Source organism: Zhenhengia yiwuensis, assembly GCF_014384995.1.
Lineage (GTDB): Bacteria > Bacillota > Clostridia > Lachnospirales > Cellulosilyticaceae > Zhenhengia > Zhenhengia yiwuensis.
The window spans coordinates 1-13,305 of sequence record NZ_JACRSY010000031.1; the positions used below are offsets into that span (position 1 = coordinate 1).

The following is a 13,305-nucleotide window of genomic DNA, read 5'->3' on the forward strand; positions in this document are numbered from 1 at the left end:
TTTCCTAAAAGTATGGATATAACGGATACTCCCGATAATGTCATTCAAGAAAAAGTATTAGAGTTAAATAAACGACCTCGTAAATGCTTAAACTGGAAAACACCCTATGAAGTATATTACGAAAAGGTGTTGCACTTAACTTGACAATTCGCCATACAATAAAAGGAAATAAGTCACATAACTTACTTCCTTTTATTCGCAAATCTATTATTTAATTAACTTTATAACTTCCTTTTTGACTACTTTACCTTGTGAATCGATTACAGTTGCTTCTAACGTATGAGCTCCCGCTTTTAACTTACTATAAGGTATAGTAAGTTCATAAGGCGCTACTTGTACTTCTTCTATACGCTCTCCATTTAACTTGTATACTACACTACTGATGTAAGCATCATAAGATTTTACCCAAGTTCTTAGAGTAGTATCCTTCGTTACTTTAAGCTGACCATTTACTTTCTTTGTCTGCTTAGGTGCATTCATCTGATTTTCTACAAGCGGTCCATTCACTACATCACTTAAGAAATACTCATCTGCAATAATTTCTTTATAACGTGCTAAAACGCCTTTAGCCTCTCCCTCTAACAGACTATAATTCACTCTGTTCTTACTCTTATCTACTAAGTTATAGTTATCTGCACTATACCACTGAATACATTTAACACGTGGATATTTCATTTTAAGACTTTCATAAAAATAAGTCATTTTAGCTTTTGCAAATTGAGTTGTATCTTGTTTGTTAGGTGCAAAACCAGCTTCATGACTTGCTGCATACTCACTAATCATAATAGGTTTACGCGCTGCATATTTGTTATAAATATAATCTACTGCTTCAAGAGGATTTCTTCTGTCTGTGGGCTTTGTTATATCACCATTTTCAAACTGTGCACTATAAATACTAATGCCTACCCAGTCTACATAGTTATCCCCTGGATAATAAGCATCAATCTGATCAAGAGGCATTTCTGATGGTGACCATACCATAGCTACATTAGGTGCTACTTGTTCCATAATGTCATGTACCATCTTCCACTTCTCAATATATAAGCTTGGATTACCATGCCAAGGTACCCATTTACCATTCATTTCAGATGCATAACGTAAGAAAACAGGTACACCTAAATCACGTAATTCTTCTGCATAAACTGTAATAGCTTCTTTTGTTACTTCTTGAAGCCCTCTGTTTGGTTCATAAGCAATATGTATGCCAGCACCTGCTTCCTTCATATCTTGTTCTTGTCTTTGAAAACTTTGTTGAAGAGGTGTTCCTATAGAACCATAGTCAAAGAAAGTAGCATGTTTCTTACCTGTGAGGGTGTTAAACTCTTCAAACTCATTGAGTGTACCACCCCAGTTATAAGCACTATCTTTATATTTTTCTTCAGCGCCAATAAAAGCACCAATATAAGCCCCTCTAATAGGCTCATACTTCTCTAATGTATAAGGAGCTACTGGCACCTTATCTTCTAACACATAAAATTCTACTATACTATTCAGCTCATCTGCTTTACGCATGGCAGCCAAATAACTTTGTTGATCTTCTCCCTTGCTTTTATAAAGTGCTGCTTGCTTATAATAATGGTCCGCTGCTAGTTGATACTGCCCTGTATTCTCATAAGCTTTAGCAAGTTCACTATGTATAGCCGCCTGCCCTGGCAGTTTCCCAGCTGCATAAGCAAGCTCCTCTATAGCTTTTTTATAGTTACCTTCTTTACTATAACTTACCCCTTTCTTATAGCAATTCCAACCATTCCCCCCACAAGACGCTCCTGCATAGACAGGTACTGTACTTAACAATGTCGTTACTCATAGTATAAGGCATACTTTTTTGTACTTGTAATTCATCTTCTTTCTCCCTCATTCAATAATTGTCTCTTTTATAAAAAGCCTATTTATTATACTACAGAATATAAATTATTTTAACTTCATCAGAATGATTTTTATTACGTCATAAACTCTACAACAACAGCAAAAAATTCCCTTAAATAATAGTTTGGAATAAGGAAAAGTAACGTTTCTGCTCCTATACCATCTACTTTTTTACCTAAATCTCTTGCAATCATTTTACTCCTTAAAACATGAAAACGACTTGTTACAACTGTTATACTTGCATTATCTTTTTCTTTCTCAATAAGTCCTAAGGAATTTCTTAAATTCTCAACTGTATCTGTAGATTTATCTTCAAGGATCATACGACTTTCTAGAATCCCTTTTTCCTTTAAATACCTTCTCATAGCTTCAGCTTCCGTAATGTCTTCACCTGGTCCTTGTCCTCCAGATAAAACAACCTTTGTATTAGGATGTTCTATAAGGTATTCATATGCCTTATCTAATCGGTACTGCAAGGCCAAAGAAGGAGTTTCCCCTTTTACCCTAGCACCTAATACAATAAGATAATCACTCGTTTTCTTACTACTAGTTCCTATACCATTCATAATAATAAGGAGTTCAACCATACTAAATATGACAAGGCCTACTATAATAAGGCCCTTAAACCATCTTTTAGAGAAGAAAAATACATAAGCTTTTTTGAAGCAAAGAATAAGGCTACCTATTATAATCCCTATCCATACAGGCTCCATACCTGCCCCACCGTCATAAACTAACAGGTTTATCAAGTTTAATAGGCCAAAAAGAACAACTGCCCTCCAAAACCAAATCATTTACTCACCCCCTTTAAATATTCTTTATATCATCATATCATTTTATAGTACTCTATAAAAATAGAATATTTAATTTTATACAAAAAATTAATTTATTTTTGTATAGGATGACAAAATTAATTTATTTTATATTTATTTTGAGGAATTTAAGTATATAGAGACTATATAGAATGTATAGGAGAAAAGATAAAATCCTAGGTCACCTTTAATCCTATTAAAAGCAGAAAAGTTTATTGAGCTTTTCCCCCTTTAAGCCCTCCTTAAGCTTTTCTGCAAGATTTATCTACTTTCTAGTGGCAACAAAGTAGATAAAGGGGGAATCCTATCAAGTTGCCACTCGATTAAAGCCAGCTTAAGACCTTCATTTTAAAGGGGGTAAGGTCTTAGGCTGGCTTTATGTGTCTTCTAACCAATTATTTAATCCTTTCTCTTACACGTAATGAAATATTCATGTCTGTCGCAAGCCTTTGACACGCTTCTATTTCTTCATGACTAAGGACATCTACTACTGAAAAGGTAACGCTAGGAATAACCTTTTTACATGCTTGCGCAAACTGAATAAGTGACTCAAATGAATCTATACCAAAACATGGCCTAGCAATTTCTAAGTAACGTTCTTTATTAGGTGCATTTAGGCTAATTGAAATAGCATCTACAGCTCCTTCCAAAAGGTAAGCTATTTCTCTTTGATGAATAAGATTTGCAAGTCCATTTGTATTAATACGAATAGGCCTATTGCTATTAGCCTTAATCCATTTACACACTTCTAATACAATATCTAGTCGTACAAGCGGCTCGCCATAGCCACAAAATACAACCTGGTCATAGGCTTCTAAGTTCTGCTTTTTAAAAGCTTCTATGATTTCTTCTAACGTCGGCTCATGCTCTAGCCATAAATTATCACATTCTCCTACACTATTATGTTCAAGTCTTACACAAAAAGTACAATTGCATGGGCAGGCATTTGTTACATTAACATATAGGCTTTTATCTATGGTGTAAAGTATGGTCATCTCTATCTCTCCTCTAATATTTTTACTAGTTGACTTTTAAGTTTTATACGGTCAAAGGCAAAACCTACTAAAATATAGAGAGTGCCGCACCCTATAGGCTGAAGTGCACTGATAGGTAACTTAATAAGTGGTGTTAAGAAATTACCATACATAATCCCTTCTGCTAAACCATAACCCAAAAGCCCTACTACTGCTGCTATAAAAACCGCTCCTATATTACGCTTCACTACAATTTTATCCGTTTTTGAAGTAAACCAAATAACAAGAAGAGGTTTAATAATAATAGTTGGTAACACCCATGCCGTAGCACCTGTTAATAAGTCTGCAAGTCCTGCTCCAATAGCTGCACTTGCCATAGCATAAGGCATAGGCAATAAACTGGCCGCTAAATAAATGAATGCATCTCCTAAATGAATATACCCATTATTCATCCCTGTTGGGATATGAAATAAGTATGCTGTGGTTAAATAAATTATGCTAGCAAATAGTCCCACTAAAATTATAGTTTTTACATTTTTCCCCTTGCTCATAACTGTATCAACTCCCCCAAATAATGTTCAAATATAATTCCTTCTTCTGGTCTTATCCCAGTCTCTTCTGTATAAACCACTGCTTTCCAAATAAAATCTGCTGCTTTTTTGACAGCTTCTTCTAATGTAAATTCTTTAGTAAGCATACCACTTACAATAGAAGCCATTAAATCTCCTGTCCCACTATAACTCTTTTGATTAAAAGGTATAATGACCTTAAAGCTTTCCTCTGTTATAGCGTCAAATCCATAATTGTAAACCCTATTTTCTTCTATTCTTCCTGTCACTACTATTCTTGTAGGACCTAGCTTAGTGAGTTCTTTAGCTCCTTTATAAATTTCCTCTTCTGTAAGTTCTTTTTGCGACTGCCCTAATAAAAGCAGAAACTCTGTATAATTAGGTGTAATCACATCTGCATAGCTAATGAGTTCTCTCATTTTTCCTATGTAACTTTCATCGTAAGTCGTATAAAGCTGCCCCTCATCTCCCATAACCGGATCTACTACTACTAATGTCCCTTCTTCTTTAAAAAATTCTACAAACTGTTTCATTTGATCAACTTGCTTACTAGATCCTAGGAATCCTGAGTAAATACAATCAAAATGATAACCTATTTTCTTCCACTCTTTCATATAGTCCTCTATATAGGGTGTAAAGTCTAAAAAAGAAAAAGAACTAAATCCTGTCTGATTAGATAAGATGGCTGTAGGCATAGGACACACTTGTAAACCTAAGGCTGATAAAGTTGTAATAGCTACACTAAGAGAACATCGTCCAATTCCTGATAAATCATGAATTGCTGCAACTTTTTTTATCACATTCTTTCCTCCAACAAATTAAATCGATACAATTTTGTATTCTTCACCTTATATCAGAGGCATTTTTACATATTCATCTAAATACGTCAATATATACTTTAAATAAAATTTATAAATTCTATTTTGTATGGGTACACCACTATTTTAAATCCTCGGTCGTATCACGATACTGTGGTAGCTCACAGTATTCATATAAGCAATGATAACTTTTTCGCCTGGCTTTAGTATACGCTGAGTTCCCTTTAAGACTTTCTGTCTATCTTCTTCTCATTCTACTGTCAATAGATTATATAAAAATAAGCCATCTTATGATGGCCTATACTTATTCATGTTCTACTAAATACTGCTCTGCTTCATATACACCAATAGCACCGTCTGCTGCTGCTGTAATAATCTGCCTTAATTTCTTCTGACGAATATCCCCTATAGCAAAAATCCCTGATTTATTCGTCTTGCAATTTTCATCTGTCATAATATAGCCTTGTTCATTAAGATCAACAAGACCTTTTACCAGTTCTGTTACAGGAATATTACCTACTGCTATAAATACCCCATCTACAGGTATTTCCTGAGTAGTGTTCTCTATTAAGTTGGTTATCTCTATACTCTTTAACGTTTCTTCCGCATTAAGTTTAGTCACACCACTGTTCCAAATGACTTCTACTGAAGATTGGGCTACTCTTGTCTGCAAATGTTTATTAGCTCTAAAACTATCTCTTCTATGAATGAGGTAAACCTTCTTAGCTAATCGAGCTAAATAAAGGGCATCCTCTAACGCAGTGTCTCCGCCCCCTACTACAGCTACTGTCTTATCTTTATAAAATCCACCATCACAAATAGCACAGTAAGATACTCCTTTTCCAGCAAGCGCTTCTTCATTTGGTAAGCCTAATTTTCTAGGTTTAGCACCCATAGATAAAAGAATCGTTTTTGCTTCATACATATTAGATGCTGTAACGACTTTTTTTATATCTCCTTCATCTTCTATTTTAATAACCTCTTCAAATTTTACTTCTGTCCCAAATCTTATAGCTTGCTCATACATAATGCCTGCTAATTCTGGTCCTGTTGTCTCTATAATGCCAGGATAGTTCTCTACTTCATTAGTTGTAACCATTTGACCACCATGAAAAGCTTTTTCTATCATCAGTGCTTTAAGTTCAGCGCGCCCTGCATAAAGTGCAGCTGTAAGCCCTGAAGGGCCACCACCTACAATAATCATATCATACATGTCTATTCCTCATTTCTACTAAACTTTTGATTTAGTTTAAGCCATTTAAGTTATTTTTATTTGCCTTATAATATAATTCTCCACAAAAAGCCTTCAAACCTAAGTAACTTTCTCTTATATGCAATTTTTAATAGGATTTATTTTTTATAAAGTAAAAGGATTGCTTAGAGCAATCCTTTCTTCTATCTAATCTATAAATGCTAATAAAATAACTGGAATGACTAAAGCGGGAAGTAAATTAGATACTTTAATCTCTTTAATACCTAATATAGAAATCCCTAAACCAATCAATAATATACCTCCTACTGCATTCATCTCAGTCATCATACTTTGTGTGAGATACGGCTGTATAAAGCTCGATAACAGCGTAATGCTACCTTGATAAAGAAGAATGGGCATAGCTGATAGAATTACACCTATTCCCATACTACTTGCAAAAATCAGGGCAGAGATGCCATCCATAATAGCTTTGGTGCACAGTACTGTATGATCCCCACGAAGTCCACTATCTAACGACCCCATAATAGCCATTGAGCCTACACAGAAAAGTAAAGTTGCTGTAACAAAGCCTTCTCCTACATTGCCAGACTCACTTTTCACCTTACTTTTAATTAAGCCACCTAGCTGGTTAAGCTTCTTATCAATATTGATTCCTTCTCCCATAAGTGCACCTACTACTAGGCTAATGATGACAACCAACATATTTTCTGATGCAGTTGCAAAAGTAATACCTATAACCATAGTTACTAAGGCAATAGCATTCATAATTAAATCTGAAAATCTTTTTGAAATACCTTTTTTTAAAAAGAGCCCTACAAATCCTCCTATTAAAACAAGTACTACATTTACTAATGTACCAAGTAACATCTTTCTTCCTCCCCTAATTCCCTTTTATTTAATGAAATACTTTAGACACTCATCGTTATGATCAAAAGTCTTGGTAAAAGACTGAACAAGTGTAATAACCCTACTATCTTCTATGCTCTTTTCTACCTGAGCTATCCCTATAAGATGTAACTTAAGCATACGATAGTAAAGCATCATACGTTCATAGCTTAAAAATGGTGTAGCCCCATCTAGTGGAATACATCTTTCAAAAATATAATTCACCAGATAGTTTTCAAGTATATAACTTCTTTCCTGTATAAAAGGCTTAAAATAAGTTTTTTCCCCTTCTTCATAAAGCTTATAAGCCATTTCTTTATTAAAATCTATTAGCTCTAATCCTTCTACTACTTTATCTAGACACGTCTCATATCTTTTAGAAGTTATCTTCTTTTCTTGCTTAAAAGTAGTCATTCTTTCTAAGAGCCTCATTATCTCTTGCTTATTAACAGAACAATCTTCTTTTGCTTTTGAAGCTTGCGCATCTAAGTGTTTTTTTCTGTATTCTTGTATAAAACTAGGTATTTTCTTTATACTACCTTGCTGCGTAAGCTTCGTAAGCTGCAGCATAAAGTCACCAAGTTGTTCCAATCTTTCTTCTATATTAAAGCGTCTATCTTGCACCATCTCGATCATCATCTGACGAATAACTTTAAAGTAATCCTGCCACTTACTGGCTTTATCTTCATTCACTACAAGTACAGCACTTAGTACAGATTCATTCATCTTATTTTCGGGTGCTCCAAAAGTCATAGGTGCTTCATTAAGTAAAATAACTCTTGCAGCTTCTGGGCATGAAAATGTCAGTCCATATTCTAGTTCATTATTAATCTTATTAATGGTACGTGGGTAAAGAGTACACGTATGACTTAAATAACTTTCACCCAATTCACTATAAATATCACACCAGCCTTCTTTAGATAGGAAAGCACATCGGTTGTTTTTAAGCTTAATTTTAGCCGCGAATTCTGGAGTACTTTTATTTTTTCGGTCTACAAGGTCTTTATCTAATCTTGTACGTATCGAACTATTTTTTACTTTTTTATATTTTTTATAGGTTCCCTCATCCACTTCAATGGACCACCCTGCACAACATGTATCTTCACAAGCTCCACCTATACATTTGAAGTTTTTTAAGTAAGATGGCGCTCTTCTTATGACTTCTATATTTTTCATAACTTACAGTCTCCTAAAATAATATTCTTTCCTTATTGTATAAGATAGGCAAAAAAAATCCTAGTCTCTATTTTTATAAAAGACTAGGATTCTCTCTTTAGTGTACAAGTGCAGACTTTGCCTGAACTTGCTCATCTATAGCATCTTCCTTTTTATAAAGCACCTTTAAAATAATAGGCGTTATAACAGAGGAAGTAATAACAAGGAATATAACACTTGTGAAGTATACAGGATCCATAAGTCCTGCACTTAACCCTTTTTGTGCAACAATAAGGGCTACCTCACCTCTTGCCATCATACCTACACCAATACGTAAAGCCTCGTGACTATTAAACCCAATAAGTTTAGCCCCTACACCACATCCAATAATCTTAGAGAGTAGAGCAACTAAAACAAAACCTACAGAAAAGGCAAGTATAGTACCTGTTACACCATTAATTTCTGTTTTTAGTCCAATACTTGTGAAGAAAATAGGGCTAAAAATCATATAAGAACTGATATCTATTTTTTCTACAATATATTCTGAAGAACGAATATTACAAAGGATAATACCTGCTACATAAGCTCCTGTAATGTCTGCAATGCCAAAGTACTCTTCTGCTACATAAGCGAGTAATAGACAAAGGACAAAACCATAGATTGGTATTCTTCTTCTATGTGGATACTTTTTATCAAAGTATTTAAAGAGGTAATTTACTAAAACACCACCAATTGCTGCAAGAACAAAAAATGCCACTGTATTGAAAACAACTTTTCCAGGACTAACAGTTGGATTCTTAAGCCCTATCACAAAAGTTAATAAAATAATACCTACAACATCATCGATAATGGCTGCACTTAAGATAGCAGTCCCTACTTTTCCCTTAAGTTTACCCATTTCACGAAGTGTCTCTACTGTAATACTTACAGAGGTCGCTGTAATAATAATTCCTATAAAAAGAGCTCTAAAAAATTCTTCACTCCCAACAGGTGAGAATCCCCCATGAAATAAAGAATAAAGTACATAACCTCCCCCTAATGGTGTAACTACACCTAACACAGCAATACACATTGAGGCAAGCCCTGTATTTTTAAGTTCTTTTAAATCCGTTTCAAGACCTGCTGTAAACATAAGCATAATAACGCCTAGTTCAGCCATTTTTACTAAAAATTCACTTTCATTCACAAGTCCTAACATATTTGGGCCTATTACAAGCCCTGCAATAAGGACACCGACTACTTGCGGAAGATGAATCTTCCTAAACGCAATACCAAATAATTTAGCGGCAATTAGTATAATCGCTAAATCTAGAAAGAATTCATAAGAAAGCATATCTTCCCCACCTTTATTTATATTAAAATCTTTTCCCAACTTCCTATTATATACCTCTTATTTTAATATTCAACTTTTTAAAGCAGATCTAAAAATACTATCTATTTTAATCCTTAAAATTTTTCATCATTTTGCTTGTTTACTTCATCTATTTCCTCTATACATTTATAATGTTTTCATAAAAAAACACGCTAAACTCTCATCACTTTTATCATTGTGTATAATTTTAGGATATTTAACTTTATTATTTCTACATATCTTTAATATCTTTTTGCATATCCACAGCGTTTACAAAGTTCCTCTACAGCACATCTGTTAGAAAATCCTTCATATAAGGCTTTTGCACGTTCTGAGTTAATAATCTCTTCAAGTGGCTTCTCAAATAAATTGCCTAGTGGAATATTGCCCTCACTATCTAAACAGCATGGTACTACTGTTCCATCTACATGAATACCAATTTGGTCTCTTAAGCCATAACAAAACACTTTACTTGTCTCATCTAATTTATCCATATCTGGCCATTCAAACTTCTCAGCCATATTGAGATAGAGATGATGCCCAAGTTTAATACCTTGCTTATGCTGAAGTAGCTGTCTAATATTCACCTCAGGATTTAATTTTTCCTCTAACAACTCAAGAATATGGCTATTTAAAGTATTACTTGCTTTAAGCTCCTCACTATCCATATTCCAAAGCCTAATCGAACATATCATTTCTGTCTTCTTAGTTGCTTCTTGAGCGAAATCTGTAATATGATTTACATACGTTTCAAGCTCCACCTCACTTTGATTGGCTTCAAAACTATGAAGTGAAATATTTACCTGTCTCAAAGCAGGTGCATTTAAAAGAATCTCCTTCACTTTAGGGAGTAAGGTTCCATTAGTTGTCATATTAACAGTAAGACCTGCCTCATAACTTAAGTCTAAATACTCCTTAAGCCTTGGGTGAAGCGTAGGCTCTCCCATAAGATGTAGATAAATATAATCCGTATAAGGCTTAACAGCTTGCAAAATATGTTTAAAAGCGTCTGTCTCCATCATAGTGAGTTTTCTTTTTGTTTTCGGACAGAAATTACAACTTAAATTACAAATATTTGTAATCTCAATATAAACCTTTTTAAATCTTTTCATATCGTCACCTATTATCTTAATTTCTTTATAAAATGTCTTTAACCTTATTTATCTTAATTGTATTTAGCATTTCTCATTATAGCATAATTTGCCCATAAAAAAATAAGGAGTACGAATACTCCTTATTGTTATATAGCCTCCTCTTGTAAGATATTAAGCATAATACCTAAAATAACTTTATCATTAATCCCCTTCACCCTATCCATATGCTTTTGTATACCTTCAATAACAGGGAGAATATCCTGTTTGTCAGCATTCGATATTGTCTTAATATCTTCTAATATATGCTGAATATCTACTTCTTTAATTTTATTCTCACTAATCCAAATATAAAGTTCATAAATATTAGTAAGTAGTAAACAACGCGCTTTTTCTAATTTTTCTACTGTCTCATCTACTACAATTTGATTATTTAACCTTAATTGTTCTTCAATAAGAGAGGCTATAATGAGAAGATTTTTAATACGATGTTTACACTCCCTACCTTGTGCTACTTCATATACTGCTTTAAACATTTCAGCAATCGTTTCTTTATACATTTTCTTTAGCTGTTTATTATGGTCATCTATTCTAAATGGGAAAACGAATTTATTAAGTAAACTCGCAATAAGTGCCCCCAATGCTACAAAGATAATGCGATTGATAGTAAATACTTGTGTATTCCCCATTAATGCTACTGCCCCAATAGCTGATACCGTTACACAAATAGTACTATAACGATACGCTGCTAAATAACTACCAATATAACCTGCTAACATTAAAATCATTGTACGTATAGTGAGATCTTGGAATACCCCAAATAAAAGAGTAACAATAATGCCCCCTACTACTGTAGCAAATAAACGATCTTTTACCTTTTGCTTTGACAATTCATAGATTGGTACAATAAGTGAAAGGACAGTAAACATGATCCATCTGCCTTCTGATAAATTGAAGAAGTCCGTTATAAAACCTGCTAACGTAATCCCTATAGCTAGGCGCATAGCATATGAAAATTTAATAGAATCCCTATTAATAGCACCATTTAAAATGATACTTTTTTTATATTCATTAGGAATATCTTCAAGCTTTTTAACACTATTATAGTGTTCTTCTTTTAAAGTCTCTAAAGCCTTAAAATTATTCTCTAAAAATCCTAAATGATTAAGAATCTCTAAAGAAGTAGTATCCTTAAGTTGCTTATCTTCATATTTATTAAATAGCTGCTGCAATACTTGCTTTAGCTGCTTAACATATGCAGTATCATTAAGGCAATCTTTAAGTTTATCAAGGTATTTCATTAGGTCATCAATAACTTCCTGCTGCACACCTGTATAGCTCATCTTATCTAATAAATAAGATATCTTTTGTAAGGAAACAGATAAATTAAGCTTAATCATTCCCTCTTCTGTAAGATAAAAATCATTTTCTCTTTTATCATAAAGTAATCTTCTAAATTCATGAAGGGTCCGATTAATCTCTTTATCTATACATTCATAACCCTTATCCTCTTTAATACTAATAGCTTTTTGAGTAAGGCTTGTACATGCTCTTTCCAATAGCTTATTCCCTGTTTTTGTAAGCTTCCCTTTATTCGTTAAAAGCTGCATGCCCATAATGGTTACCGCTCCAACTATTAAAGCTAATAACCTCATAGGAAGTTTTTCAGCTGGAACAGGTGATGCTAGGATAAATAAATATTGAAGAATAAAAGGTAAATACATTGGTTTCTTCAAATTATATAAAAGAGAGTGTCCTAATATAAAAATTGCCATAAAGTTAACAGGTATTGCAATCCACATATTAGTGCTAGCAAGTGTTGCTGTACATCCAATAAATAAATTTAACCCTATTAATTTCATAGTATTTTTCCACGGTGCAATAGTTAAATCTCTTTCCAAAAACATTAATAGGGCTGTAATAGAAGTTACACCAATTAATGCATTTTCAGCTCCGAAAATGGTTTTAAACAAAGTAATAAAACCAACGATACATACAAATACAATAGTCTTTGATAAAATAATTTTTTTGTTCAATAGTCCCTCTGCCTCCCTTTTATGTCACTTTCATTTTCTCTCTTTAATATACTTGCTACACATTACCTTTTTAGTTGACTTCCTTTTATTTTAACATAGAATTATGAAAATCCTGTAATGAGTTATAGAATCGCCCCTATAATTGTTAAATTATTATTCTTTCATTTTTCTAACTATCTCCTCTGATATATTCTAGTTCCTCTATCTATTCTATCCTTTTCATAGTAGCCTGCTACACCAGTTAGAATAAGTAGACATCCCATTATAATCAGTATACCCTTTATGATCTCTTTCACTAAAACCCCTCTTTTCTCCTAAACGACTGTTTATCTAACCCCAATAAGTACTATGACTTTTCTTTTTTAATGTATGAGAGTTCTTTCTTTTTAATGTTAGCTCTACTACCTTATATATTAAATTTCATCATAAGCATAAATATTATATTTATACTAATTATATTTTATATCCATTTTTCTAAAATTTACTTTACTTATGAAAATCAACAATTATAAAATATGCACAATTAATAATTTAT

At 33.2% G+C, this 13,305-nt stretch carries 12 protein-coding genes and 1 pseudogene; 1 reads left to right on the top strand and 12 read right to left on the bottom strand.

The window, feature by feature from the left end; all coding sequences use genetic code 11:
- Positions 1-144 (top strand): annotated as a pseudogene (locus H8718_RS15395) (IS30-like element ISEnfa364 family transposase); the annotation flags it as partial.
- Positions 145-207: 63 nt separating this feature from the next.
- Here H8718_RS15395 and H8718_RS15400 read toward each other — a convergent pair.
- The 12 genes from H8718_RS15400 to H8718_RS20640 all read right to left on the bottom strand — a co-directional run bounded on the left by H8718_RS15400 (position 208) and on the right by H8718_RS20640 (position 13,066).
- Complete coding sequence (locus tag H8718_RS15400) at positions 208-1,794, bottom strand: glycosyl hydrolase (RefSeq protein ID WP_249333588.1); 1,587 nt, start codon at positions 1,792-1,794, stop codon at positions 208-210.
- Between the two features lie 146 nt (positions 1,795-1,940).
- Positions 1,941-2,660 (bottom strand): YdcF family protein, encoded by a 720-nt coding sequence (locus tag H8718_RS15405; protein WP_249333589.1) that lies wholly within the window; start codon positions 2,658-2,660, stop codon positions 1,941-1,943.
- A gap of 413 nt (positions 2,661-3,073) precedes the next feature.
- Positions 3,074-3,673: a TIGR04100 family radical SAM protein gene (locus H8718_RS15410; protein ID WP_249333590.1), complete on the bottom strand. Its 600-nt coding sequence runs from the start codon at positions 3,671-3,673 to the stop codon at positions 3,074-3,076.
- A gap of 2 nt (positions 3,674-3,675) precedes the next feature.
- Complete coding sequence (locus tag H8718_RS15415) at positions 3,676-4,203, bottom strand: TIGR04002 family protein (protein WP_249333591.1); 528 nt, start codon at positions 4,201-4,203, stop codon at positions 3,676-3,678.
- A complete protein-coding gene (locus H8718_RS15420) occupies positions 4,200-5,021 on the bottom strand; it encodes a pyridoxamine kinase (protein ID WP_249333592.1) in 822 nt (273 codons plus the stop codon). Before H8718_RS15420 ends, H8718_RS15415 begins: the two co-directional genes overlap by 4 nt.
- 322 nt (positions 5,022-5,343) lie before the next feature.
- Positions 5,344-6,252 (bottom strand): thioredoxin-disulfide reductase, encoded by a 909-nt coding sequence (gene trxB, locus H8718_RS15425; RefSeq protein WP_249333593.1) that lies wholly within the window; start codon positions 6,250-6,252, stop codon positions 5,344-5,346.
- Between the two features lie 186 nt (positions 6,253-6,438).
- Positions 6,439-7,119: a DUF554 domain-containing protein gene (locus H8718_RS15430; RefSeq protein WP_249333594.1), complete on the bottom strand. Its 681-nt coding sequence runs from the start codon at positions 7,117-7,119 to the stop codon at positions 6,439-6,441.
- A 24-nt stretch (positions 7,120-7,143) separates the two neighbouring features.
- Positions 7,144-8,313 (bottom strand): flagellin lysine-N-methylase, encoded by a 1,170-nt coding sequence (fliB, locus tag H8718_RS15435; protein ID WP_249333595.1) that lies wholly within the window; start codon positions 8,311-8,313, stop codon positions 7,144-7,146.
- Between the two features lie 97 nt (positions 8,314-8,410).
- Complete coding sequence (locus H8718_RS15440; protein ID WP_249333596.1) at positions 8,411-9,625, bottom strand: cation:proton antiporter; 1,215 nt, start codon at positions 9,623-9,625, stop codon at positions 8,411-8,413.
- 260 nt (positions 9,626-9,885) lie between these two features.
- Positions 9,886-10,755: a radical SAM/SPASM domain-containing protein gene (locus tag H8718_RS15445; RefSeq protein WP_177668699.1), complete on the bottom strand. Its 870-nt coding sequence runs from the start codon at positions 10,753-10,755 to the stop codon at positions 9,886-9,888.
- 128 nt (positions 10,756-10,883) lie between these two features.
- Positions 10,884-12,770 carry an FUSC family protein gene (locus H8718_RS15450; RefSeq protein ID WP_249333597.1) on the bottom strand — a complete coding sequence of 629 codons (1,887 nt, stop codon included), beginning with the start codon at positions 12,768-12,770 and terminating at the stop codon, positions 10,884-10,886.
- Between the two features lie 173 nt (positions 12,771-12,943).
- On the bottom strand, positions 12,944-13,066 hold the full coding sequence (locus tag H8718_RS20640) for a hypothetical protein (protein WP_283246247.1): 123 nt from the start codon (positions 13,064-13,066) through the stop codon (positions 12,944-12,946).
- Positions 13,067-13,305: the final 239 nt, after the last annotated feature.